A 23,844-nucleotide genomic window follows, 5' to 3' on the forward strand; every position below is an offset into this window, starting at 1 on the left:
AGCAGGGGGCCGGAACCATCGTCCCTCATCACCGCGAGGAGCAGAACCATGACCCCCCGATCCGGCGACATCGCCAAGGCCCGCGAGGACCTGAAGAACACGCTCGCCGCCGCCAAGGCCAAGCGAGACAAGGTCTTCGAGGACACCGAGAAGCTCCGCGAGGCTGCCGACGCAGAACTGTGGAAAACCGTGGGAGCCCAGCTGGACGGCGCGTACCACGGCGCCCGCACCGACGCTGTCGAAGTCCTCGGCGTCACACGCGACTACATCCTCAAGCAGACCAAGAAGTACAGCTAACGCACCCGCCCCGGGGCCGGCCGCCAGGTCGCCAAAACTCAGCCGGCCGCCCCCGGACCTCCCGACCCGACCAGTACGAGGAGTAAGCCATGGCTCTGCGTGACCGCCTCCGCTCCGCCGCGTACGACGCGATGACGAACTCGGACGGCTCGCCCGCCGGCGCCCGCCGCGCCAGCCAGGCCGCTTCCCTGCTCGCTTCCACGGCCGCCGACCACAGCACCGTCGCCGCTGCGGCTATCGCCGGACTCGGCGCCGTCGCCGTCGCGGCCGAGGGCGCACTGTCCAACTACCTCTACCCGCCCGGCGACTACGCCTCTTTTGCCGTCAACGACGGATCAGGAGAGTGACGATGTTCCAGGCAGGTGACGAGGTACGCATTACCTCCTGCGAGGACGACCCCCGCGCGACTGGCAGGACCGGCCGGATTGTGGACGAGGTCCCGCCGGGTCCGCTCACTGGCGGCAGGTGGACGGTGAACGGGATCAGCCTCTTCATCGGGCCCGCCCTGTGCCACACCCACGAGCTGCGCAAAACCGGCCGGCGACGACCGCGCTGATCCACTCACACTCCTCCCTCCCGGGGCCGGCCGCCAGGTCGCCAACCACTCAGCCGCCCGCCCCGCGGATCTCTCCCGACTCGACCCATGCCCAGACAGGAAGGCCTCGCCATGCCCGCCTCCGCGACCGCGACCGCTCCGCGGACCTTCTGGTCCGAAGCGGCCCTCGCCGCAGCAGTCGACGCAGCCTTCGCCGAAGCGCTCGCCGAAGAACTGGCCGCCGCACTCGCCGACGCCACACCGGCCAGGCCCGCCATCACCCTCCCGGACACCGACACCCTCATCCGCCAGGCCGGCATCGTCACCGGGCCGTGCCCGTCCGACCCGCACACCCCCTCCGCCACCGGCCGCTTCCTGAAGAAGGCGTCGGTCATCACCGCCCGGGCCGCCTGGTGGCTGCTCAAGCACACCACCCTCTGCGCCGGCGTCCTGCTGGTCGGGGCCCTGCGCGTCACCTGGCATCTCGCTGCCGAACGCATGCCAAGTCCCGACCGGGCCATCGCCCCAGCCGACTTCCTGGAAGCCACGTCCGAGCACATCAAGACCCGCGGCTGGACCCAGTTCGTCATGGAGTCCCGCCGAGGCGTGTGCCTCCTCGGCGCCGAGCGCGACCTGATCCGCTCCGGGACCGGCACCCGCGCCACCGCCTCCGAGGCCAACACCCACCTGCTCGTCGCCACCGGCTCCCGCTCGCTCCCCGGCTGGAACGACCAGCTCACTCGCACGGAGGCGCAGGTCCACCAGGCGCTCCTCGTCGCCGCCGCCCGCGCCCGCGCCGCCCGCTGACCGCCCGCACATCCCGCCCCGCTCCAGGAAGGCCACGCCATGCTCACCGTCACCAGCGACAGCGTCTCCTACTTCCAGCGCCGCCTCGTCAAGCACACCGAGTCCATCGCCCCCGACGCCGCGCGTCTGGTCGCCGGCCGCTTCGGCGCCCTGCCCCCGGTGCAGCTCGTCATGGTCGGGGACCTCAACCGCTGGTCGGCCCTCACGGCCGACACCGAACTCGCCCTCGTCCCCGGGGTGTCCGACCGGATCCAGGCCGCGCACCGGCGCGAGTGCCGCCGAGGCCGGCGCAGCAGGTACGGCATCACCGTGCTCGCCCCCAACGGCGTGGTCATCCCCATCAACCTGCGCAAGGCCCGCGCCGAGAGGGACATCAACGACACCGTCGTCCACGAGCTCACCCACGCCCACCAGCTCGGCAACACCCAGGCCCGCGCCCAGCACATCGCGTACCTGCGGCACTGCTGGGACGTCGAAAAGCTGCCGCGCCGGCAGGTCAAGCAGTACGAGCGGCTCATCGACCGCCGCGAGGTCGAAGCCCACGGCGCCGAATCCCTCGCCTCCCGCCTCCCCGCCTGATCCACCGGAAGAAGCGACGACCATGCGCATCCGACTCCCCTGGATCACCCGCACCGACCGCGCTCGCTGGCGCGCCGCCCGCTCCATCGCCGACCTCGGCCACCTGACCGCCCTCTGGCTCGAAGGCGAGGTCGCCTCCCATCCCAGCTGCGCCACGCCCAACTACGGGCCCGACAAGGAAACCGCGCACCTGGTGCCGATCCTGGCGGCCGCCAACCGTGCCGGCTACCTCACCGACAACTCCCAGCCCGGCCTCATCGAGCGCGGCAGCGACGGTGACCTGTGGGAGCAGCGGGCCGCCGTGATCGGCTGGATCCACCGGGACAACCAGCAGTTGGTGCGCTGCATCACGACCGCCGCGCGGGATGCCGGGCTGCTGGTATGCGTCGACCATCCCGGCTCGGACATCCCGGTAACGAAGGTCGACGGGCAGGACTACACGATCTTCGGCGCGGTCCCGCCGGAGTACCTGCGCGTCCTGTGGTCGGCGCGCCTCATCGACCGCGACCTGTTCACCACCCTGACGAACGCCGCCTCGATCACCGTCGTCGATCCCCAGTACGGACGAGACAGCCTCCTGTGGCCCGTGCTCACCAAGGCCTTGGCCCACCACGCCCTGGTGTTGCCAACCGGCATCCGCCTCGAGGGCACCGTCTTCCCCGCCAGCAGCTGCATCGACCTGCCGAACGCCACGCCCCAGCCCTGATCTGTCCACCTGGCCGTGTCGTCCGGTCCGCAGGCCACCGGCCCGGACGACGCGGGGGACCGGACAGCCCGGCCCGCCACCGTCACCCGAAACGGAGCACTTCGTGACCCCGACCACCCTGACCCGCACGGCGCCCGCGGCCCCCACCGACCGCAGCGACCTGGTCCACGACATCCGCCTGCGCACCGCCGCCAGCACCGGCAACCCGACCCAGGGCGTGCCGCAGCTGCTCGCCCACATCGAGATGCTGGAGCAGCGCCTGGCCGCCGCCGAGGCCGTCTTCCCCGGCATCACCGAGCTGGCCCCCGGCGAGCCGGTCGAGCTGACCATCTACCGCGCAGAGTACGAGCACGGCCAGCTGCCGCTCGGCCTCTACACCAACCGCGACGCCGCCCGCGCCCACGGCGAGGACCTCCGCACCCGCGAAGGCCTGCCCACCGGAGCGATCCTCACCTGGATCCCCGACTTCGGCGACGACGAGGCGGTCGAGGAGCTGGCCGTGTTCTACCCCGGCGAGGACGACGAGACACAGGAAGACAGCTCCACCGGCTACCTCGTCACCCCGCTCACCCTGACGGCCGCGCACGTCCCGGAGGTCGACGCATGAAGCACCGCAGCCTGTGGGAGATCGACGTCCCGATAAAGGACGACACCGGCCGTACCGGGTGGCACGTCTTCGCCGGACTTGCCACCGACCGAGCCGAGGCCCTCAAGGCCGCCCAGGACGTCTACCGCGAAGCCGTACGCCGCCAGCAGGACGGCGACGAGATCCCCGCCGGTAACGCCAAGTGGGACTGGTCCGCCCGCGCCCTGCGCCCGGGCTGGGACCTGGACTGGAACCAGGCCGAGCTGCACGAACGCATCCAGTAGATACGCCCCGGGACGGCCGCCAAGGTCCTGAGAAACCGCCGGCCGTCCCGGGCCCTCAACCCCGCAGAAGCGAGAAAGAGAGACCCCCATCATGCACGCCACCACTCGCACCCGGCGCCGGCCGAACACCAGCGCTTCACGCACCGTCGCCGCGATCATGCGGAGCATCGCGCACCGCAGCCCCCGGCTGCGCCCCCAGCCGCAGGACTTCGTGTGCTCCCGCACCCACTGCGACGTCGCCTGGCGCGGCGAGGAAGCCGACTGCTGGAACTGCGGTCTGCCCGCCACCTACCGCCGCGCCTACGCCGGCTCCGCCCTCCAGCGCCTGCTGGCTGCCGTCGACCCCGACCGCACCTGCAAGAGCGGAGCCCGCTCATGACGAACCTCGCCACCCTCAACGACCTCATCGGCGGCCAGGCCCTTGGCGACCACCTCAGCGCCCAGGTCAACGATCTCGTCGATCGCGAGCAGATCACCCGCACCGACGCCTACCAGCGGATCACCGACGCGGCCGACGCCGGCGACCCTGCCGTGATCGCCGCCACCCGCCAGACCTGGGTCCGACGTGACGACGCCGACCCTGAAGAGGCGCCCGTGCGACGGCTGTACGTCCTGGAGCGCACCGAGACCGGCATCGTCGTCGCCTACCTCACCCCGGACCCCCACACGCCCCAGCACAACAAGCTCAGGCACGAGCACCAGGCGCTCGACGACCACTTCACAGGCGCCGAGGCTGAATTCGGCACCGAACTGCTGGAGCTGTACCAACTCGCGAGCTGGGAGCCCTTCGAGTTCCTGCTGCCCACCGTCGGCGGCATCGACAACGTACGCCCGAAGGGTGTGTGGAACGCATGACCACCGCCCCAGCCCGTACGACGCTTCTGACCGCCTGCCGCCTGTGCACCGGCCGTCCGGCCACCATCCTGGAATCGGTCTCCGTCAGCAGGCTCGACAATAACCGCATCGCCGACCAGCGCGCCAGCGAACTCGGCGACGGAGCCCACACCCACGCCGACGTCAGCGGCGACATGCACACCGTCCGTCCCACCGGAGCGACCTCGTGAGCGCTCGTCTCGCACCGTTCCCGCGGTTTACCGGGACCGAGCCGTGCCAGGCCCCAGGCGCCGACCCCGACTGGTGGACCAACGAGGACACCAACGACCGAGTCGCCGCCCAATTGGCCTGTGGCCGCTGCCCGATTCGAACCCGTGAAGCGTGCCTCGCCTGGGCCATCGACCACCCCAAAGACGCCGGCGAGGCCATCTGGGCCGGCACTACCAGCAAGCGGCGCTCCAAGCTGCGCCGCGAGTTCACCCCCACCGCCGAGAAGGAGTCGAAGTGACCGACGCCGACCGCGACCTCATCGTCATCATGCTGAAGAACCAGACTCCGGCCGAGGAAATCCACCAGCGACTCCCGAACGTGAGCGTGGGCCAGATCGCCGCCATCGCCGAGATCGAGGGCCTGACCGAGGCTCACGCCAAGGCCCAGAAGCTGACCACCGCCAACACCAAACACGAGAAGGCCCCCACCGAGGGAGCCGACCCGCAGCTGGCGCAGGTGCTCGAGGCCCTGGCCTGGGGCGAAAACAACCACAGTGCCCGCATCCGAAACCTCGCCAAGCGCATCCGCACTGGCCTGAGTGAACTGCAGCAGCTCAAGCAGGGCGCCGCCGCCGTCGAAGCGGCGGAAAGGGAAGTCGCCGCGGTAACCGAGCAGCTCCTGCAAGCCCAGGCGAAACTGCGGCAGCTCAAGAACGCCGGCAAGCGGCCCAAGACTCCTCCTCCGGCCAAGGCATCGCCGCTCGCCGACAAGCGCCGGCGTGACGAGATCCGTGCCTGGGCCCACACCCAGGGGATGGCCGTCTCCCAGGTCGGCTCCATCCCCAAGCAGGTTCTGGACGCCTGGAACAACCGGGACGGCAAGGCGACCGTCCCCGCGCAGCGCCAGGCCGGGTAACCGATGGCCGACTTACCCGCCGACGCGGACGGCGGCCAGCCGCTCACCGGTACGGGGCGGGTCATCCTGAGCTCGCCGTGACCTGTCTCGTCACCGACCAGGCGCAACTGCGGGAACTCGCGCTCGGCACCGTCGATGTGGTGCTGGGGCAGCGGTACCACCACCTGCCGGAGACCGCACCCAAGGGCATCGGGGTCTCGCCGCTGCTCGACGATCCGCTGCTCGTCGTCACCGCCGCCGACGGATCCGACCAGCGTCCCGTCGCCCTGCGCGAACTGGCCACGCACGACCTCGTCGTGCCACCGGCGACCACGGAATGCGGACAGGCCATCCTGCATGCCTGTCACCAGGCCGGCTTCACCCCCACGCCGCGCTACGTCACCGCTGACATCGCTGCCCAGCTCACCCTCGCACGAGCCGGCCTCGCCACCGCGCTCGCCCCCCGGACGGCCATCGACCCGGTCGGACCCGGAATTCGCACGGCGCCCATCGAGGACCACCCGATCCTGCGCCGCCTGTTCGCCGCGATCCGTCACACGGAGACGACCAACCCGACGACGGCGGCCGTCATCGCGGCACTGCGCACAGCAGCGCGACAGGACCGCACCACGCACCTCCCGCCGCCCTGAACGCCACCCCACATGGGCGGGAGTCATCCACGATGCCAGCGCGGTATCCGCGACGGTGCCGACCTCGTTCGAAGCCACCGGCTCCACGGGTCGCTCACGCGTGTCCGTTTTATGTAGGTTCTCAGGCTTCGTGTCATGCGGCAGCGCCGTGACCTGGGGTTCTGCCTGGCGTCTCACGCCGTGTCATCCGCCGGTCGTCTCAAGGTCCGTGTCATTTCCTCAGCTCTCGTGTTCGAGGCAAGCCGCTGACTTGCGACATGACATCGGCGTGAGACTGCGCCCGAGAAATTGACACGGAATTTGAGACCCTGTGGGATCTCAGCTTCCTTGCCATGTCGAGTGGCCGTGACCTGCTGTTCTTCGGGCTGTCTCATGACGTTAGCCACGCTCCTGTCTCAAGAGCGTGGCCATTTCCTCTTCCACACACGGGCTTGCGCAGGTCACACGATCCCTTTCGCGCCGTCGGTTGTGGCCGCCGTCGGAAGGCCGAGGCGGATCGGCTGGAACACCACCGGACAACGACTCTTTGGACACCGTGATCGACTACCGACGCTCCTCGTGTGGACGGTCCGGCGACAGGCGCTCGGAATCGGCGGGTGGGCGCTGACCTGCTGGGCCTGCGATGCGGTGCCGTCAGGCCGTCGTGGTGCGGCGTTGTTCGCGCACAGCGCGACACCGGCCGCAGACCGGGCAGACGCCTGACGGCCGTCGCGCGATCTGCCCCCAAAAAAAGCAAAGTCTGCCGAGGCGGTTCGGCGAGGTGCCCGGCTCGGTACGCTTTACCGGCATAGGGACATGGGGCCGGCCGTCTTGCGGGGGGATGGCATGTTGGATCAGGCGTTGGTTGTTCTGGCTTCGGCGTTCGGGGCGGCGGTGGCTTCGGCGGCCGGCACCGAGGTGTGGTCGGGATTCCGGGACCGGGCGGCCCTGCTCTTTGGGCGCCGGGACGCGCGGGAAGCCCAGGTGGTCTTGGAACGATTGGACCGGTCGGCTCTCGAACTGGACCGCGCCGACCCCGGTGGCGCCGACCAGGTCCGTACCCGGCTGGAAGCATCCTGGCAGGCCCGGTGCGAGGACCTACTGGAGAGTCTGGGCGAGGCGGACCGCGAGGAAGCCGCCGGGCAACTGCGCGAACTGGTGGCCCGGCAGGCCGCCGGCGCAGTCACGGCCGGGGACGACGGCATCGCCATCGGCGGCAACGCCGACATCAAGGCCGACCGCGGGTCGGCGGCCGCCCTGCGCATGGGCGATGTGACCCTCCAAAACCCTCCGATGCCGGGTCCGGAGCAGCGCTGACCGCACCCGGCGCCAGCCAGGCCCCGCACATCTCTGCGCAGACATCGCTCTACGCGCAGTCCGGCGCCCTGGTGGTCGGCCGCGCCGATTCGGTGACGCACCACGCCGCGCCGCGGGCGCCGCTCTCCTGGCCGCGGCTGGTCGGCGTGGTCCCGCGGCAGGCGGACTGTTTCCAGCACCGCGATGCCGTCGATGCATTGGAGCGAGCGGTGGCCGGGGGCGGGACGGCGGTGCTGTGCCAGGTGCTGTCCGGGACCGGTGGGGTCGGCAAGACTCAGCTTGCCGCCCACCACGCCCGCACCGCGTGGCAGGCCGGGGCGGTGGATCTGCTGGTGTGGGTCACCGCGACCAGCCGGGACGCGGTCCTGAGCGCTTACGCCGAGGCCGCTGTGACGGTGACCGACCCCGACGACCCTCAACGCGCCGGTCTCGACGACCCTGAGCGGGCCGCCGTCCGCTTCCTGGCCTGGGCCCAGTCCACCGACCGGCGATGGCTGATCGTGCTCGACGACGTGAGTGACCCCGCGCACCTGAATGGCACGGACGGACGGGGTGGTGACCTGTGGCCGCCCGCGCGCCCGAACGGCCGTACTGTGGTCACCACCCGCCGCCGCGACGCCGCCCTGCCCGGCCACCTCATCGATGTCGGCCTGTTCACCGAGGGCGAGGCCGTCGGCTACCTGAGGGCCAAACTCGCCGCCCAAGGCCGCCACGACGACCCCGGGCAGGTCGAGGAGCTCGCCCGCGACCTGGGCCATCTGCCGCTGGCCCTGGCCCAGGCGGTCACCTATCTCCTCGACCTCCACCTGGACTGCGCCACCTACCGCGTACGGCTGGCCGACCGCGCCCGCACCCTGCCCGACCTGGTCCCCGAGGACAGCGGCCTGCCCGACGCCCACCGCGCCACGGTGGCCGCCACCTGGTCCCTGTCCATCGAACACGCCGACCGGCTCCGCCCGACGGGCCTGGCCCGCCCCATGCTCCACCTGGTGGCCCTGCTCGACCCCAACGGCATCCCCGCCACCGTCCTGACCTCACCCCCGGCCCTTGCCTACCTCAACGAACACCGCACCCCCCACAGCGGCACCGATCCCGACGCATCCCCGCGCGCGGTCGGGGAGGACGATGCGGCCGACGCGCTGCGCTGCCTACAGCGGCTCAGCCTGGCCGACCACACCCCCAACACCCCTCACCAGGAGGTACGCGTCCACAACCTCGTCCAACGTGCCACCCGCGAAGCCCTAAGCCCTGCTGTACGCGGCAGGGCGGCCCGCGCCTGCGCCGACGCCCTGTATGAGGCCTGGCCCGAGGTCGAACGCGACACTGCCCTCGGCCAGGCTCTGCGCGCCAACACCGCCGCCCTGAACGCCCACGCCGCAGACGCCCTGTGGCAGCCCGACGCCCACCCGGTCCTCTTCCACACCGGAAACAGCCTCGGCCACACCGGACTCGTCACCGCCGCCCGCGCCAATTTCCAGGACCTGCACATCGCCGCCCGCCAGAACTTGGGCCCCGACCACCCCTGCACCCTGTCCGCCCGGCACTACCTCGCCTACTGGCGGGGGGAGGCGGGGGATGTGGCCGGGGCCGCCACCGCCACGGCCGAAGTGCTGGCCGACCGGCTGCGGGTGCTGGGCCCCGACCACCCCGACACCCTGACCACCCGGCACAACCTCGCCTACTGGAGAGGTGGAGGGGAGGCGGGGGATGTGGCCGGGTCCGCCGCCGCGTTCGCCGAAGTGCTGGCCGACCGGCTGCGGGTGCTGGGCCCCGACCACCCCGACACCCTGACCACACGGGCCGACCTCACCTTCTGGCGGGGACGGGCGGGGGATGCGGCCGGGGCCGCCACCGCCACGGCCGAAGTGCTGGCCGACCGGCTGCGGGTGCTGGGCCCCGACCACCCCGACACCCTGACCACCCGGCACAACCTGGCCCACTGGCGGGGGCAGGCGGGGGACGCGGCCGGGGCCGCCAGTGCCACCGGTGAAGTGCTGGCCGACTCCCTGCGGGTGCTGGGCCCCGACCACCCCGCCACCCTGCTCGCCCGGCACAACCTCGCCCGGTGGCGAGGGGAGGCGGGGGATGCGGCCGGGGCCGCGACCGCGTTTGCGGAAGTGCTGGCCGACTCCCTGCGGGCGCTGGGCCCCGACCACCCCGCCACTCTGGTCACCCGGTACTACCTCGCCCACTGGCGGGGGCACGCGGGGGATGCGGCCGGGGCCGCCACCGCCATTGCCGAAGTGCTGGCCGACTCCTTGAAAGCGCTGGGGCCCGACCACCCCAACATCCTGGCGACCCGGCACAACCTCGCCCTCTGGCGGGGGCAGGCGGGGGATGCGGCCGGGGCCGCCACTGCCACCGGTGAAGTGCTGGCCGACTCCCTGCGGGTGCTGGGCCCCGACCACCCCGCCACCCTGCTCGCCCAGCACAACCTCGCCTTATGGCGGGGTGCGGGGGATGCGGCCGGAGCCGCCGCCGCCATTACCGATCTGCTGGCCGACTCCCTGCGAGCGCCGGGCCCCGACCACCCCCACACCCTGCTCGCCCGGCACAGCCTCGCCCTCTGGCGGAAGCAGGCTGAATGGTGCGAGCCGTAGTGTCCGATAACAATGGCGAGCTCAAGCGGTCAGCGCATCACCGCTGTTCAGAAGGCCAGCGTAGACCTGTGCCGAAGTCGGTAGCCGTGGGTCTTGCGCGGGCGGTGATTGAGCTCGTGGGCGCCCGCTGGGTGTGCTGAGCATCAAGGGGTCAGAGTCAGCAAACAGGAGACGAGCGAGTTCCAGGCGCGCCTCATAGATCACGTGACCTCGTGTCGTCGCCGACCAGTAGACCCCCGAGTAGTGACTTTGTCCCCTGTGCCAGCGGAACGTCCGCCACGGAGCGGCCGAACGCAGCAGATCAACCGAGGCGGCTCCCCACGCCTGGTCCTTGAGGGCTTCACCATCGCTACGACGAACACTGAGTGTGACGGCAGTTTCACTCTCCAACGAGTGAACAGGTCAGCCAGTCTCAGCTTCGTGGCCGATCGGCCACGGAACGGCCATCGGCCGTGAGATTCGGCCAGCCGATCTGAGATCCCACAGACCCCACATTAGGCTGGATTTCCCACATGCTGGAGGTCGTCATGCCGCGCCCTGTATGGAGTGGAGCCATTTCGTTTGGGCTGGTCACGATCCCTATTCGGGTCCTGAGTGCCACGGAGAACCACAACATCGCGTTCCACCTCTACCACGAGGCGGATATGGGCCGGATTCGCTACCAAAAGGTCTGTGAACTCGACGGCAAAGTTTTGGATCAGTACGAAATCGGGCGCGGCTACGAGATCTCCAAGGACCAGGTTGTTGAGGTCACGGATGCCGACCTGGACGCGCTGCCGCTGCCGACCGCGAAGGCGATCGAGATCGTCGCCTTCGTCCCCGCCGAGAGTGTCGACCCCATAAGGATCGGCGACTCGTATTACCTGGCCGCCGAAGGAGTCGCTGCCAAGCCATACACGTTGCTTCGCATGGCTTTGGAGCGGTCCAGCAAGGTTGCAGTGGCGAAATATGCCTGGCACAACAGGGAAAGGTTGGGCTTGCTGCGGGTCCGGGGCGACGCGATTGTCCTGCACTCCATGCGGTGGCCGGATGAGATCCACTCCCCGGAGGCGGTGGCGCCCGCCCTGTAGAGGTGAGTGATGAGGAGATCGACGCTGCGGTGGACCTGATGGAGGCAATGGCCATGGACCACATCCAGGGGTTCCGCGACCACTATCAGGACGCGCTTCAGGAGCTGATTGCCGCCAAGGCCGAGGGGATGAAGCTCGAGGGCGCCGAACCGTCCCCGGCCGCTGCGCCCGTTGTGGACCTTATGGCTGCGCTCAAGGAGTCGATGGAGCAGGCCCGCCACGCTCGCAGACAAGTCGACGATGGGAGCGTTCACGACATGGCCGGGCACGTCGAGCGGAAGGCCGCGAAGGCACCGGCCAAGAAGCCGGCGAAGAAGACCAGCCGGAAGTCCAGCGTCTAGGTCAGGCCGGTCTCCGGCCGGCACACGGGGCACGGACCGATGTCGCGCTCACTGAGCGCGGTGCGGGCCTCCAATTCATTGATGAATGCGCCGTGTCCCTCGTAGAGAGTGCAGGAACCCCGGTGCAAGAGGGCGTCCGTCCCGGCCCGTTTCGGCTGGATCTTCCACGAAGACTGGGCGTGCGCCGCGCGCTGCCGTCGGCGCTCATGCTGCTCCTGCTCTTCCAGCTGCTTGATTGTCTGCCGGGTGCGGTCCAGCTGATACGCCTGGTACTCCTCCACGATGCGCAGACGGTCCAGGCGGGACAGCGACGGCAGGCCAGGCATGGCTACGCCGCTTCCGCGCCGGCCTGGCCGAGGGCCGGGTCGTCGACGTGCTTGAGCCCCATGCGCCGGTCCACCAGAACATCCTTGCCGACCGTCGCCCAGTACGGGTGTGTTGACACCGTGATGGACAGCTCCAGCAGCTCGCGGCGCAGCCGGGTCACCGCGGCCTTCTGCTCGTCCGTGTAGCCGGGGCTGGCCGGCAGGCTCCGGGGTTCCCCGTCGCTGTAGAGCACCTTGGGCGCCGTCCACCCTTCGCTGGGTTCAACCGACCACGGCAAGGTGCGGCCCAGCTCCTCGTACTCAGCCCGTGCCTGGTGCAGGCGGGTCTGCGCGGAGTGAAGGTCTCGGGGAAAGTCGTACGTCGCCACAGCCGGAATGCTACTCCTGTTCGATTTTTGATTGCCAACGGGCACGCGACGTTCAGCCCAGCCCCGCCGCTGGTCAGTGCGCGTCGGCGGATCCTGGGGTGCGGCTGGCGTGAGAACCCCGCGATGTTCCCCTGCGTCCCTCGGCTGGGCATGGCGAGATGGGCTGCCGGCCAGCTCCGGCCGCCTTGGCGACGGGCTGATATCGAGCCTCACTTCTGGATTGGCCGGAACGCACGGCGGATGCTCCGAGGCAGGCTGAGGTTATGACTGAGCTTGAAGCTGAAGTCTTGGCAGGCGGATCTACCTCTCGGTGTCGAGCCCGTCTGAATCGCTGGAAGGAGCATGTGGAGCACGTCTCATCGGCAGGCCGAGCTAGGCTTCATGGCCTTCCAGGCTGGAACGGCACCTTTTATGTAGAGGGTGATAGTGATTCCGCCGTCCGCGCGGCCGCCTGGGCCATTCATGAAGCGGAGGACGCCGTGCTGCGCATCGACGACCTTGAAGGTCCGTTCGGTGTCGTGGGCGGAGACCTGGATTCCGGGGTGCTGGAGATCAGCGGGCGCGGCGCTCTCAGAAGCGCGGGGTGGCCCATCCGCGGAGAGGCTTCGCTGGCGATCTTCATTCGTCGAGCAGGCTGCGCGGACTCCATTCCTCACCTGGGGCTGGAAGGATTTCACCAGAACGCCCAACCTACTGCTACCACCCTGCTACCTTCTAGGTGTGAGCAGCCCGAAGAAGCAGACCCAGCTCCGGCTCGAGCCCGATGTGCTCGCTGCCGGCAAGGACGCCGCCGCCGCCCGCGGCCTCGACTTCAACCGTTACGTGGAACGCCTCATTGCCGAGGACACCACCGGCGCCCGGGCGGCTGGCATGGCCGCGGCCCAGCACCTCATCGACCGCCATGCCCACTTCCTCGCCGACCTCGAAGCCGACCTCGACACGCAGCACGCCCCCGCCCCGAACGCCCGGAGCGCCGCTGCGTGAGCATGGCCCTGCACGTCGACCTGTCCTGGATCCTGGAAGTCGCCGAACGCGCCGGCCAGCGCGACCCGGCGCCCGACGACCTCGGTGTCCCGCTCGCCGCCGTCGCTCGCCACCGCGCCGAACTACTCGAACAGCCCGTGTACGGCGGCCCTTACGCACGCGCCGCCGCCCTGGTCCACACCCTCGGCCGATGCCGCTGGCTCGAGGGCTCCAACCTCACCGTCGCCTGCGCTGTCGCCGTCATGTATCTCAATGCCAGCGGCATCCCCACGGACCCCACCCGCGACCAGCTCACCGCTCTCGCCCAGGAGCTCTACGACCCCCGATGTACCGCTGCCCGCATCGCTGCCCTGCTGCGCACCTGGAAGCCGTAGTTACGGGGCGGGGCGAGCGGGATCGAGGACTGCTCAGGCCACACATCGATCGAGGCCTCGAGAAGCCGGCCGCTCATCGACCGGTGCCACGGCTGCCCACAAGGCAGGACCCGGACTGATGAGTTCTACCGGCGGTAGAATCGTCGGCATGAGTAAGCCGACGAGTATCAAGACCAGCGAGAAGGTGCGCGACCGGCTGCGCGCCCTGGCCGACGAGCGCGGCACCACCATCACGGAGCTGCTGGAGGAGCTCGCTACCCGCGAGCTCACGGCTGCCGAGCGGGAGCAGCGCGCCCTCGAGGCCGCTTCGGAGCTCGGCATCGAGTACACCGAGCAGGTCGAACAGGCCGGCCAAGACGCCTGGGCGAAGATCCGGGCCCATCAGGGCAGCGCTGCCGCATGAATCTGACGGCCGTCCTGGACCACACCGCTTTGACCGCCCTCTATCAGGCGGACCCGTTCTTCACCGGCCTGTACATCGAAGCCTCGCGCGGCACCGGTCGCGTCCTGGTCCCGTCGCTGTCCGTCCTGGCTGCCGAGCGTCAGATTGCAGGAGCGGGCAAGCACGCGGCGTCGCTGCGCTTCTCGGAGAACGTCCCCTTCAGCACAGCGCACGCCGTCGATGCGATGGACTGGCCGAGCGTGGCCTGGCCAGTGGCCCACGCGGCAGCTATCGCCTGGCAGGCGGTCAAGGCGGGCGAGCCGCTCACGGTTCTGTCACTTGAGCCCGAGCTGTACGCGGGAACGGGCATCACCCTGCTCAATCCCACTTGACTGCGTCGCATCCAGCCGCCAGCGTTCGCAGGAACGGCGGCCGTTTCCACTGGAAACGGCCGCCGACTTCATTCTCAGCGCGCGTTGCGCAGGTACTCGCGCCGTGCGGTGACCAGCGTGCGCCAGCGGTTGCGGGTGGGCTGCCCGCCGTCCAGCCACCGGGCCCCGGAGGCGCCGTTGAGGGAGAGGCCGGCCATGAAGTGGGCGATGTCGACGTAGTACGCGTGGTCGCCGCCTTGGGGGAGGTCGCGCAGGCGAGCGATGGCCGTGGTGAACGCGTGGTCGTTGTCGAGCACGGCGTGGTGGAAGCACATGGCGAGTTCGAGGGCGGCTGCGGCATGGGTGATGCCGGAGGTGTGGATCTCTTCTCGAAGGATTCGGGCGCGGTCCTCGAGGTCCGTCTGTGTTCCGGCGTCGCGTACGAGGGTGGCTATCTCGATGGTGTGGCCGGTCTGGCGCAGGTTGAGCCCGGTGATGAGGTGGCGGGCCAGTTCAATCTCGTCGTCGGCACGCTCTGGATTGGTGAACGCGAGGACGAAGGCGCGCTGTGCTTGGGAGGTGGCGCGTTCGCCGGCGACGCCGTGCTGTTCGGCTTCCAAGCGGGCTGCTTCGTACGCGGTGGCGGAGCGGTTCATGTCGCCGTGGGGCCACCAGATGTCGCCCTCGACACGGTGGTGACGGCCCTCCCATCCGAGCGTGCGGGCGGTGTCGTACGCGGTGGGGAAGTCGCCGGCGAGGCGGGCGAGGTGGGCCAGGCCGCGACGGGCCGCAGGGGCGAGGCGGCCGCCGCCGTCGGCGACGAGCTGCATGTCCCGGCGCGAGGCGCCGGAGCGGCCGAGGTCGCGCTGAACCTTGGCCAAGTAGTAGACGGCCATCTCGTGCAGATCGGCGGGAAGCAGCCCGGTGCCGGTGACCGCGGCGAGCCGGTCGGCGGTGTGTTCCCGGTGCTCGTGCTGCCGCCGGGCGAGCGTGCTGAGCAGCTCGACCAGGGCGTCAGCGGCTGTCTCCATGCTGGCTGACTCCGGCCGGGTGGGTGGGGCGAGCGGCTCCCACACGGAGTCGCTCACGTAGCTCCACGCCGCCTCCGTGAGCCACCCCAGCTCGAGTCGGAAGTCGCGGGCGAGCACCAGGCCTTGGCGTAGGCAGCTGACGAGCAGCATCCGGTCCCGCCCGGTACCCGTCGTCCACTGCTCGCCGAGTGCGGCGAGGGCACGTTCGGCGGCCTGGTGCCAGTCGCGCGGGGACCAGCGGTCGTCGGCCTGGTCGTCGGCGTTGCGCACGGTGGAGCGGATCAGGCCGTGCAGGTGGTAGGGCCACAGCCCGAAGGCGCTTTCGCGGACGAAGGGCCGCTCGATCAGCCGCATCGCGGGCGCTTCGTGCAACATGCCCGCGGCCCGGGTCGCCAGAGCGAGGTCGAAGGCGTCCAGCAGGGCGACGGAGCGCAGGACGTGCCGCTCCTCGGGAGTGAGGTCGGACAGGGTCCGGGCGATCAGGGCGCCGAAGTCATGGTCGAAGTCGGCCGGGACGGGTTCGCGACCGGTCCGTCGGATCTCGAGGAAACGCATCACCGCCAGGTCGAGATAGAGCGGCAGGCCGTGGGAACGGTCGGTGATGATTTGGCGGATCTCAGCGTTGATGAGGGGTTGGCCGTCGCGGGCGAGTCGGCGGGCGAGGTAGTCGTCGCAGTCTTCGGGTGAGAAGTCCCCAACCAGTACCTGCCGCCCGCCGCTCCGCGCGGCCCCTGTCGCCGCAGTACGGGCGGCCGGTACGACGGCGGTGGCGGCCAAACCGGGCCAGGCCGCCGGTCCGGTGTAGTCGAGCTGGCCCTGCAACGCAGGCTCGGCCCACTGCAACCGGGAGCGGCCGGTGACGATGAAGAACGCGTTGGGCATCAGCCACACCACACGCTGGATGAGGCGCTCCAGGTCACGGTGGGTCCGGTCGCCGACGTCCTCGAAGGTGTCCAGCAGGACCACCGGCGTCACGCGCTTGTCCGCCGGGAGCTGGGCCAGCTCCCACGCCAGCAGGTGCGGGTAGAAGGACAGCGCCTCCAGATCGGGCTCGGCCTCCAGCAGATCGGCGAGCCTCGCACACCCGGAGAGCGCGCGGACAGTCTGCCGCCGATCCCGCAGCGCCCTCGTGAGGGAGCCGGCCACCGCACCCACCGCTGTGCCAACGCTGCCCGGCAGCAGCAGCGCCTGGGCGACGTCCGCGAGAGCGGCCTGCATCTGCTGCGGCATCGCCTTACCGAACCGGCCGACCAGTCCGCCGCGGCGCAGGTACTCCTCCAGTGACTCCCCAGGGTGCTGCTGCTCCCAGTAGCGCCGTAGGGCCAGGTCGAAAGCGGGCAGCGGCCGGCCGAGTTCAGCGAGCGCGGCACGGATCGTCAGCACGAGCTGCTCGAAATCCGTGTTGGCTGAGCGGGCCAGGTCGATGCGCACGGGCAGGATCCGCTCGCCGCTCCAGGTGGGTTCCCCCCACTGGGCGGGTCGGTGCTCGGCGCCGGCTAGCGCGTTCTCGAGCTTGCGGGAGAGCGTGGTCTTGCCGATGCCGCCGACGCCGTGGAACACGATCAGGTTGTTGCGCGGGGCTTCGAGGTCCTCGACGTCGAAGCCCCGGTCGGCGGTGTGCCGCAGGTGCTCGGCGAGCGCGGCCGCGATCAGTTCCCACTGCAGCTGGCGGTTGGTGAACGCCTCCGTCGTTGCCATGCCCCGGTCGTTGCTGCTGAACAGCGCTCGCAGATCTCGTCCCGCCACGCCAACCCCCGCTAGATGATCAACCGGCCCCAACCTATGCCCTGCGGTGGGTCCTTGGGAGACAGCATCCCCTGACTGGACGGCGCGGCACAGGGTGGCTTCCCGCCCTTCGCGTGGCCGCCGCGTCGGCCACGCTGTCCTGGGGGAGGCGGCGGGAGGACAATGACGAGTTCCCTTTCAAGATCAAATAAGGAGGGTGGTCGCCGTGTCCGACCCCGATATCCCCGACTTCTCCGGCCTGGAAGGCGGTGACGAGCAGCAGGCCGCAGGCATCGTGCGGGACGTGGTGCTCTGGTACAACACCCGGATCGCCGCCGAGCACAACGCCCCCGTGCCCGACGAGGAACGGATCGAGGAGCTCAGGCAGGCCCGGCAGGCCGCGCTAGCCGACCAAGCACAGCTGGCGACCGCCGACCCAGAGGAGGCGGCCCAGATCGCCGCCGTCTACGCCGCCCGGCTGAAGGAGCTCAACGAGTCTTGACGTGCTCCCCGCCCGAGAGGGCGGGGATTCCGGCCTGGGTCATCTGACCCTTCCGGGGGCTTCCTGCTTCAACGCGCTGTGCCGGGACTTTCGCCATGGTCTTACCGGCGCTCAGCGAGGCGTTTAGCCTGTCGGCGCGTCCCGCCGCCAGGATGTTGTGAGCTGCATTGATGTCGCGGTCGTGAACGGTCCCGCATTCTCCGCACGTCCACTCACGGACGTGGAGGGGCTTGGGGCCGTCCTTGATGCTGCAGGCCGAGCAGACCTGAGAGGTCGGCTCGAAGCGTCCGATCTTGCCGAAGTGCCGGCCGTGCTTGGCGGCCTTGTATTCGAGCATGGAGACGAACGCGGACCATCCGGCGTCGTGCACGGACTTGGCGAGCCGGGTACGGCCGAGGCCGGACACTGCGAGGTCTTCCACGTACACCGCTTGGTTGTCGCGAATGATCTTCGTGGATTCCCTGTGGTGCCAGTCTCGGCGCCGGTCCGCCACGCGGGCGTGCTGGCGTGCGACTTTAATGCGGGCCTTGGCCCGGTTGTTCGATCCCTTGGCCTTGCGGGACAGTTCCCGCTGGAGGCGCTGGAGCTTCTTCTCAGCCCTGCGCAGGAAGCGCGGAGCAGCGATCTTTCGGCCGTCGGAGAGGACGGCGAACGCGGACAGGCCGAGGTCGATACCGGCTTCCGTCTCCAGCTCGGGCAGCGTCTCGGGGGCCATGTCCACGACGAAGCTGACGAAGTACCGGCCCGCGCTGTCCTTGGTGACGGTCACGCTGGTGGGTGCGGCCGGGAGGGGCCTGGACCACTTCACCTTGAGATTGCCGACCTTGGCCACGTACACCGTGCCGCCCGACTGTAGGGAGAAGGCGTTGGTGTTGAGGCGGATCGACTGCCGGGTGTCCTTCTTGGACTTGTACCGGGGCGGCCCCATCGCGAGGCGCTTCCTCTTGAGGCCGTCGAAGAAGTTCTTGTAGGCGGTGTCCAGGTCCCGGAGGGACTGCTGAAGGACGACCGCCGAAACCTCCGCCAGCCATGCCCGCTCGGGGGTGTGCTTGGCCTCGGTGATGTGCGTCTTGGACAGCTCCGCCGGCTTCACGTACGGCAGCCCGGCCGCATACGCCTCCTTGCGAGTGCGCAAGCAGTCGTTCCAAACCACGCGGGCACACCCGAACGCCTGGGCCAGCGCACGGCGCTGGGCGGCGTCCGGGTAGGCCCGGTAGTTGTAGCGGAGCTGCATAGCCATGAACATATGTGACGAGGTACCGGCGCGGAGTGTTCAACGACGAGATGCTGAGCCGTATCGAAGAGATCATGCGGAAGGTCTGCGGCCGACTTCGAGGCGGAGCTGAAGGAGTTCAACGGCGAGAAGGATCACGTACACCTGCTGGTGCACTACCCGCCCAAGGCCGCCGTCTCCAAGTTGGTCAACTTCCTCAAGGAAGTGTCGGCCCGACGGATACGGCAGGAGTTCACCGGCCGGATCAATCGGGCCATCATGTACGGGCACCTGTGGTCGCCCTCGTACTTCGCCGCATTGTGCAGCAAAGCGCCGCTGGCGCTTTGCGTAGTACGGGTAGGGGTCCGACGTGCGGATGCGGCGAGTCGATCCGGGCCGGCTGTACCCGCACGGGCATCAGTGGGCGGGCGAGCGCGGAGATGTCGTCCAGCTCCGCACGGTGCCGCGGCAGCGCCCTGCGAAGCGCCTGGTGGAGCCGGAGGAACGCCCCGGCCTCCTGCTCGGTGTAGGGGCGCATCCGCTCTGCGGCCAGCGCCCACGACGCACGCCCGGCTCCGCCGGCCTCGTGGCGCAGCAGCGCCTGCCCGTCCCGCCGGATCACCGTCACGGCCGCAATCGCCGGATGCCGCTCGGCGAGCTCGACGACGTCGGCCAGCGCGCGGAAGCACTGGTCGTGCCCGGCCCTGGAGGTGAAGCGGGCATAGCCGCCGATCTGCAGGGAGCGGGCGTAGCGCAGCGCCGTCGACAGCAGGCTGTCCGCCTCCCGCACAGCCAGGACCACCAGCTCGATGCCGTAGCGGTCGGTCGCGAACGGAAGCGCGCTGGCCAGGAACTCGTCCACGCTGCCCGGCGCGCCCTCGATGAGCGCATCACCGCGCCGCAGACGCACGTACGCCTCGGCCTCGGCAAACCACGCGCGGTAGTCAGCCCGGATCGCGGCGCCGGCGTTGCGGGGATCCTCGGTCAGCAGCCGCAGGTAGTCCGGGTGCGACGCCTTGAAGTCGTCGCCGACCAAGTGAGTCGTCCCCGGCCGCATGGCCCGCCTGACCATCCTGGCCGCCAGCAGCTTCCCCGCTCCCGGCTGGCCCAGTACGTACACGGCCCGCAGATCATCCCGGCCGACGATGTTGTTCAGGTAGGACGGTGCGATCAGCTCGTCGAAGACCCAGCGGTGCTCCTCGGCGGACAGCCGGTGGTAGTCCACGCCCGGCGCCGTCCGGCGCGGCTGAGCGATCCGCCGGACCGGCTCGGCGAGCGCGGCGGCACGTTCGGCGTCCCGCTGGACCGCAAGGCGCCCGTCCTCATCGGCCAGATCGCGGTGCAGGCGCTGGTCGGTACGGGCCAGGTCACGACGGAAGACTTCCGTCTCCCGGGCGCTCCACGGCCGCCTCCACTCGTACGTCACCGCTTTCTCGGCTGCGGGCCGACGCCGCCACGTCCCGTCGATGAGCTCGTTGTCGTACAGGACGGTGCCGTCTCGCCGTACGACGGTGATGCGGTCGGCCAACTGCTCGGCCTCGATGGCCGCCAGCGTCGTCAACATCTCCTTCGCGCAGGAGTCATGGTTCTCCCACGACACGTACCGCCCGCCCGCTCTACTGACCGCCTCGGTCAGGAAGCGGTCCAGGATCCCGAGCTGGCTCAGCGCCTGCGGGGTCGCGAGCGCGACCACCTCGACCCGGGAGCCGGCCCGCCGGTACGCGGCAGCGGACGTACGGAACTCGGCGGGATCGGCCAGAGCCGACTCCACCACTGCGTCGAATCCGTGAATGCGGACGTACTCCTCGACGGCAGCCTGCCAGCGGCGCGTGTCCGGTCGGACCTTGACTCCGGCCGTGCGGACATCGACGGCCAGGAGTTCGGTGTAGTGCTGGTGCGCGGCCTTGTACAGGTCACTGCCGATCCGCACCGCGCCGCCGCGACGGTCCAGCGCCGCCTGTACGAGGTCAGCGACTTGGGTCTTCCCTGCACCGGGCTGGCCGCCGACGATCACGACGACCGGCCGGTCCTGGCGGGCAGCTCCCTTCGTCCACGCCGGAAGGATCACCCGGGTCAGGACGTCGCGGCTTTCCTCGTCGGACAGCATGACCGATACGACGTCCCTATCTCTCACCGGTTCTCCTGGGCAGCCACGAGCGTGTTCCTGCAGATCTGCAAGTCGTGCTCTTCGTACGTGTCATTCGTGTGCTGGCCAGCCGCCAGAGCAATAAGACAACTATATCATGCATGCATCACAAATGTGGAATGCGGCATGCCGGAAGGCGCCGGTTGCGCTGCCTGGCTGATGTGCGACGGGGGCGGCCTGGCAAACGGAAACGGGCACGCAAAAGGCCGACGCCCAATCCGCCGAAGCGGGTGGCAAGGGCGCCGGCCAACCGAAAACACACACTCCGCGGGAGAACCCGAGAGGTGGTCTCGTCGGCGAGTCTATCGGCCCGACGCCACATTCGGCACGCGCTCCCTTGCCGAAGGTGACGCAAAGGGGTTATTGTTGTCTCTTTGGCGTGCCGTGGCAGCGCGCCGACACCGAACACACCTCACGCAAGGAACAGCCCATGCCCACCTACCTCACCCGGCGAGACGCCGACCACCACGTCCAGGAGCTGGAAGCCCCCGCCGTCACCGAGGCCGCTGACCGCGCCGCAGACGAGAGCGCGCAGCTGGCCTGGCCCGGCAGCGCCGCGGCCGCCGGGCGGGGCACGGACACCAGCGCCCCGCCCGCCCCCTGATGGAGATACGAAGAAGATGATTCGCGCCGGACGCCGCAAGTACGCACAGACGATGGCCGACCTGGCTGACGCGGTCGGCAAGCCGCTGGGCACCTTCCGCAACACCAAGCCGTATGAGCAAGAGGGGCATCCCGCCCCGATCAGCTCGCCAGACGCGCGGGCCAAGCTGTGGGACAGCGAGCAGACGAAGGCCTTCTGGGCCGGCGAGCCCGTCCCCGAGCTGCCGGACGTCGATGACGACGAGGACCTGCTGGACCGCCACGAGGCCGCGGCCGAGTTGGGCGTGTCGCCGGCCAGCTGGAACAAGTACAAGAGCGACCCGCAACTGACCCAGCACGTCGTCCTGGTCCCAAAGGAAAACGGCACAGAGCACTGGCCGCGCCGCGTCGTCCGCGACTTCAAGAAGTCCCGCCCCGGCCGCGGCGCCGGCGGCGGCCGCCGCACCGGCAGCGGCGACATGATCCCGCGCGACGAGATCCTGCCTCGCATCGCAGAGCTTCTCGACGACAACCCGGCGATCACGCTCGCCGAAGTCGCCGACACCCTGGGCATTGCGAAGTTCCCCACCGCCCAGGCCGGCCTCGCGCAGATCCGCGGCCGGCGCATCGCCGACCTGATCGAAAGCGACCCCCAGCTCACCCCGCTCGAGGCCGCCGAGCACCTCGGCTACCCCACCGTCACCCACCGAGGCGCCGCAACGATCGCCGAGGCCGAGCTGCGCACCCGCCGCGCACGCCCGTACCTGCAGCAGGTGGCCGACGCCCTGGCCGCCGCCGGCGTCGCCGAGCTGGTCCAGGTGGAAGTGCGCCGGCTCGCCGACGAGCACCTGGCGGCAGCCGTCCCGCTCACCACGAGCCAGACCTCGCCGGCGCTGGTGTGGGACGAGCGGTACGGATGGCGAACCGCGACCAGCCGCCGCCACCCGATCGGCAAGGACACCGGAACCGCTCCAGAAGACGAGGGCATCCGCTACCTCGGTAGCAGCATCCGGCCGGAGCCGGCCGAGCTGCTCGAGCAGCTCGCCGACGGCCGCAAGGGCTCCAAGCGCCCCAAGTCCTAGTGCTGTCAGTGCCCGTTGATAACGTGCTTCGTCCAGTCGTGGAGTTCATGAAGGGACGGGGTACGTGCGGAATGTGACATGCCATCAGGTCGGCGAGCAGCGGTTGGCCGAGGCGCTCGACGACATCGACGGGCGGGCATACACGCGGTGGCACTCGCTGCGGTACGGCAGCATCTCGCCGACGCTGATCCGGGCCATGGCGGACGAACTGCTCGACCATGTCGCCGCGCGAACGGTGACGGAGCCGGGGCTCGACGCTGCGGCCGGGACGGTCGCCGTCACCGCCGCGGAGTGTGTGCAGGGAGTGTTGAGCATCATGTGCTTCCCGGACGGGGACCAGGAACTCCGGTTCTCCCTCGTCGGGGAGCGGATCAGCACGGACCCGGACGACGACGAGTTCGGGGACGGGCCCATCACCTTCCGGGACGTCGTCACGGAGGCGCCCACCGCGCGGACCTGGCTCGACATGTTCGAGATATGTGTCGTCAGCGGGCATGTGTGGGACTGGGAGCAGGTCACCGGGCTGCTGCTGCGCGGCGACTACGCGCCCGCCATCCGTGACGGCGTGCCCTACAACCGGTACACCTCCGTCTCCGACCCCGCCGACCTCGCCGCCATGGACGCCCTGTGCCCCTATCTCGCCGAGGCGGCCGGGCATCTGCCCCGCGACTGGCCTACGGTTCCGCTGCGCAAGCCGGACGCCGGGGAGCGCACGGAGGCCGCCCGGCGGCTCGACGAGGTCGGCGACGCGCTGAGCGCGGACCAGCAGCTGCTCCGCGTACTCCTCGACGACGACCAGCACGCCTTCGAGGACGCCCTCGTCGCCCGGCTGGTCGCGTACCGGGAGAGCGTCGAGGCCGATGCCGGTGATCCCGCGCCTCGGTCCCTCCTCCCCCTCGGCACCCTCGCCCTGGCCTGCCTCGCCGTCCAGGTCCATGGGTGGGAACTCGGTGTCCGGTCCGGGTATCTGCCGTACGGTCTGCTGGGATCGCCGGACGCGCCGCGCCGGGCGGCGGAGGGGAACCGGAACAATTTGGGCTGCTGGGCCGCCAAGTAGGCCACCCGGGGT

31 protein-coding genes and 1 pseudogene are annotated in these 23,844 nt (G+C 70.0%); 27 read left to right on the forward strand and 5 right to left on the reverse strand.

The annotated features are described in order from the left end of the window. Positions 1-48 precede the first annotated feature (48 nt). The 18 genes from AS594_RS39275 to AS594_RS48290 all read left to right on the forward strand — a co-directional run bounded on the left by AS594_RS39275 (position 49) and on the right by AS594_RS48290 (position 11,689). Positions 49-297, forward strand: coding sequence for a hypothetical protein (locus tag AS594_RS39275; protein WP_069936204.1), 249 nt, complete (start codon positions 49-51; stop codon positions 295-297). Between the two features lie 89 nt (positions 298-386). Continuing rightward, a complete protein-coding gene (locus AS594_RS39280) occupies positions 387-644 on the forward strand; it encodes a hypothetical protein (RefSeq protein WP_069936205.1) in 258 nt (85 codons plus the stop codon). 2 nt (positions 645-646) lie between these two features. Further along, the gene (locus AS594_RS39285) at positions 647-853 is read left to right on the forward strand and encodes a hypothetical protein (RefSeq protein WP_069936206.1); all 207 of its coding nucleotides are present in this window, start codon (positions 647-649) and stop codon (positions 851-853) included. An 87-nt stretch (positions 854-940) separates the two neighbouring features. Continuing rightward, positions 941-1,639, forward strand: a complete 699-nt coding sequence (locus AS594_RS39290) for a DUF6197 family protein (protein ID WP_141747254.1) — start codon at positions 941-943, stop codon at positions 1,637-1,639. A 39-nt stretch (positions 1,640-1,678) separates the two neighbouring features. Then, positions 1,679-2,218, forward strand: a complete 540-nt coding sequence (locus AS594_RS39295; protein WP_069936208.1) for a hypothetical protein — start codon at positions 1,679-1,681, stop codon at positions 2,216-2,218. A gap of 22 nt (positions 2,219-2,240) precedes the next feature. Then, positions 2,241-2,924 carry a DUF6919 domain-containing protein gene (locus AS594_RS39300; protein ID WP_069936209.1) on the forward strand — a complete coding sequence of 228 codons (684 nt, stop codon included), beginning with the start codon at positions 2,241-2,243 and terminating at the stop codon, positions 2,922-2,924. Between the two features lie 103 nt (positions 2,925-3,027). Then, positions 3,028-3,531 (forward strand): hypothetical protein, encoded by a 504-nt coding sequence (locus AS594_RS39305; RefSeq protein ID WP_069936210.1) that lies wholly within the window; start codon positions 3,028-3,030, stop codon positions 3,529-3,531. Then, the gene (locus tag AS594_RS39310; protein ID WP_069936211.1) at positions 3,528-3,794 is read left to right on the forward strand and encodes a hypothetical protein; all 267 of its coding nucleotides are present in this window, start codon (positions 3,528-3,530) and stop codon (positions 3,792-3,794) included. The genes AS594_RS39305 and AS594_RS39310 overlap by 4 nt, the downstream gene beginning before the upstream one ends. A 91-nt stretch (positions 3,795-3,885) precedes the next feature. Further along, entirely contained in the window at positions 3,886-4,173 is a 288-nt protein-coding gene (locus AS594_RS39315; RefSeq protein WP_069936212.1) for a hypothetical protein, read from the forward strand. Beyond that, positions 4,170-4,649 carry a hypothetical protein gene (locus AS594_RS39320; RefSeq protein ID WP_069936213.1) on the forward strand — a complete coding sequence of 160 codons (480 nt, stop codon included), beginning with the start codon at positions 4,170-4,172 and terminating at the stop codon, positions 4,647-4,649. The genes AS594_RS39315 and AS594_RS39320 overlap by 4 nt, the downstream gene beginning before the upstream one ends. After that, on the forward strand, positions 4,646-4,858 hold the full coding sequence (locus tag AS594_RS39325) for a hypothetical protein (RefSeq protein WP_069936214.1): 213 nt from the start codon (positions 4,646-4,648) through the stop codon (positions 4,856-4,858). Before AS594_RS39320 ends, AS594_RS39325 begins: the two co-directional genes overlap by 4 nt. Beyond that, complete coding sequence (locus AS594_RS39330) at positions 4,855-5,136, forward strand: WhiB family transcriptional regulator (RefSeq protein ID WP_069936215.1); 282 nt, start codon at positions 4,855-4,857, stop codon at positions 5,134-5,136. Before AS594_RS39325 ends, AS594_RS39330 begins: the two co-directional genes overlap by 4 nt. Further along, positions 5,133-5,753: an Lsr2 family DNA-binding protein gene (locus tag AS594_RS39335; protein ID WP_069936216.1), complete on the forward strand. Its 621-nt coding sequence runs from the start codon at positions 5,133-5,135 to the stop codon at positions 5,751-5,753. Before AS594_RS39330 ends, AS594_RS39335 begins: the two co-directional genes overlap by 4 nt. Then, positions 5,699-6,382 carry a LysR substrate-binding domain-containing protein gene (locus AS594_RS39340; RefSeq protein WP_276207488.1) on the forward strand — a complete coding sequence of 228 codons (684 nt, stop codon included), beginning with the start codon at positions 5,699-5,701 and terminating at the stop codon, positions 6,380-6,382. Before AS594_RS39335 ends, AS594_RS39340 begins: the two co-directional genes overlap by 55 nt. Positions 6,383-7,207: 825 nt before the next feature. Beyond that, positions 7,208-7,678: a hypothetical protein gene (locus tag AS594_RS47405; RefSeq protein ID WP_069936218.1), complete on the forward strand. Its 471-nt coding sequence runs from the start codon at positions 7,208-7,210 to the stop codon at positions 7,676-7,678. 92 nt (positions 7,679-7,770) lie between these two features. Next, positions 7,771-10,278, forward strand: a complete 2,508-nt coding sequence (locus AS594_RS39350) for a tetratricopeptide repeat protein (protein ID WP_240509388.1) — start codon at positions 7,771-7,773, stop codon at positions 10,276-10,278. A gap of 512 nt (positions 10,279-10,790) precedes the next feature. Further along, positions 10,791-11,348 carry a non-homologous end joining protein Ku gene (gene ku, locus AS594_RS48285; RefSeq protein WP_420877921.1) on the forward strand — a complete coding sequence of 186 codons (558 nt, stop codon included), beginning with the start codon at positions 10,791-10,793 and terminating at the stop codon, positions 11,346-11,348. 2 nt (positions 11,349-11,350) lie between these two features. After that, positions 11,351-11,689 carry a hypothetical protein gene (locus AS594_RS48290; RefSeq protein ID WP_420877922.1) on the forward strand — a complete coding sequence of 113 codons (339 nt, stop codon included), beginning with the start codon at positions 11,351-11,353 and terminating at the stop codon, positions 11,687-11,689. On the opposite strand, the gene AS594_RS39360 is transcribed toward AS594_RS48290, so the two are convergent. Both AS594_RS39360 and AS594_RS39365 read right to left on the reverse strand, forming a co-directional pair. After that, on the reverse strand, positions 11,686-12,015 hold the full coding sequence (locus AS594_RS39360) for a DUF6233 domain-containing protein (protein WP_069936220.1): 330 nt from the start codon (positions 12,013-12,015) through the stop codon (positions 11,686-11,688). The genes AS594_RS48290 and AS594_RS39360 overlap by 4 nt on opposite strands. A gap of 2 nt (positions 12,016-12,017) precedes the next feature. Continuing rightward, positions 12,018-12,383: a hypothetical protein gene (locus tag AS594_RS39365; protein WP_069936221.1), complete on the reverse strand. Its 366-nt coding sequence runs from the start codon at positions 12,381-12,383 to the stop codon at positions 12,018-12,020. A 720-nt stretch (positions 12,384-13,103) separates the two neighbouring features. On the opposite strand from AS594_RS39365, the gene AS594_RS39370 reads away from it, so the two are divergent. The 4 genes from AS594_RS39370 to AS594_RS39385 all read left to right on the forward strand — a co-directional run bounded on the left by AS594_RS39370 (position 13,104) and on the right by AS594_RS39385 (position 14,515). Then, positions 13,104-13,367, forward strand: a complete 264-nt coding sequence (locus AS594_RS39370; RefSeq protein ID WP_240509389.1) for a hypothetical protein — start codon at positions 13,104-13,106, stop codon at positions 13,365-13,367. A gap of 2 nt (positions 13,368-13,369) precedes the next feature. Beyond that, positions 13,370-13,741, forward strand: a complete 372-nt coding sequence (locus tag AS594_RS39375) for a fic family toxin-antitoxin system, toxin component (protein ID WP_069936222.1) — start codon at positions 13,370-13,372, stop codon at positions 13,739-13,741. A gap of 148 nt (positions 13,742-13,889) precedes the next feature. Further along, complete coding sequence (locus tag AS594_RS39380) at positions 13,890-14,144, forward strand: hypothetical protein (RefSeq protein ID WP_069936223.1); 255 nt, start codon at positions 13,890-13,892, stop codon at positions 14,142-14,144. Beyond that, positions 14,141-14,515 (forward strand): PIN domain-containing protein, encoded by a 375-nt coding sequence (locus AS594_RS39385; protein ID WP_069936224.1) that lies wholly within the window; start codon positions 14,141-14,143, stop codon positions 14,513-14,515. The genes AS594_RS39380 and AS594_RS39385 overlap by 4 nt, the downstream gene beginning before the upstream one ends. A 74-nt stretch (positions 14,516-14,589) precedes the next feature. Here the strand turns inward: AS594_RS39385 and AS594_RS39390 are convergent, their stop codons facing one another. After that, positions 14,590-17,223 carry an ATP/GTP-binding protein gene (locus AS594_RS39390; protein ID WP_240509390.1) on the reverse strand — a complete coding sequence of 878 codons (2,634 nt, stop codon included), beginning with the start codon at positions 17,221-17,223 and terminating at the stop codon, positions 14,590-14,592. A gap of 253 nt (positions 17,224-17,476) precedes the next feature. On the opposite strand from AS594_RS39390, the gene AS594_RS39395 reads away from it, so the two are divergent. Next, complete coding sequence (locus AS594_RS39395) at positions 17,477-17,752, forward strand: hypothetical protein (RefSeq protein WP_069936324.1); 276 nt, start codon at positions 17,477-17,479, stop codon at positions 17,750-17,752. On the opposite strand, the gene AS594_RS39400 is transcribed toward AS594_RS39395, so the two are convergent. Further along, entirely contained in the window at positions 17,739-18,986 is a 1,248-nt protein-coding gene (locus tag AS594_RS39400) for an RNA-guided endonuclease InsQ/TnpB family protein (protein ID WP_069936323.1), read from the reverse strand. The genes AS594_RS39395 and AS594_RS39400 overlap by 14 nt on opposite strands. Between AS594_RS39400 and tnpA the strand changes: the two are divergent. Beyond that, positions 18,942-19,355 (forward strand): annotated as a pseudogene (gene tnpA / locus AS594_RS42385) (IS200/IS605 family transposase); the annotation flags it as partial. The gene AS594_RS39400 and the pseudogene tnpA overlap by 45 nt on opposite strands. On the opposite strand, the gene AS594_RS39405 reads toward tnpA, so the two are convergent. Then, a complete protein-coding gene (locus AS594_RS39405) occupies positions 19,243-21,099 on the reverse strand; it encodes a zeta toxin family protein (RefSeq protein WP_240509391.1) in 1,857 nt (618 codons plus the stop codon). The pseudogene tnpA and the gene AS594_RS39405 overlap by 113 nt on opposite strands. A gap of 442 nt (positions 21,100-21,541) precedes the next feature. Between AS594_RS39405 and AS594_RS45240 the strand changes: the two genes are divergently transcribed. From AS594_RS45240 to AS594_RS39420, 3 genes are all read left to right on the forward strand, one after another. Next, positions 21,542-21,715, forward strand: coding sequence for a hypothetical protein (locus AS594_RS45240; protein WP_167368171.1), 174 nt, complete (start codon positions 21,542-21,544; stop codon positions 21,713-21,715). Positions 21,716-21,731: 16 nt separating this feature from the next. Further along, the gene (locus AS594_RS39415; protein ID WP_069936228.1) at positions 21,732-22,775 is read left to right on the forward strand and encodes a DUF6292 family protein; all 1,044 of its coding nucleotides are present in this window, start codon (positions 21,732-21,734) and stop codon (positions 22,773-22,775) included. Between the two features lie 64 nt (positions 22,776-22,839). Further along, complete coding sequence (locus AS594_RS39420; RefSeq protein WP_069936229.1) at positions 22,840-23,832, forward strand: immunity 49 family protein; 993 nt, start codon at positions 22,840-22,842, stop codon at positions 23,830-23,832. Positions 23,833-23,844: the final 12 nt, after the last annotated feature.

The organism is Streptomyces agglomeratus (genome assembly GCF_001746415.1).
In the GTDB taxonomy this organism is placed as follows: Bacteria; Actinomycetota; Actinomycetes; order Streptomycetales; family Streptomycetaceae; genus Streptomyces; species Streptomyces agglomeratus.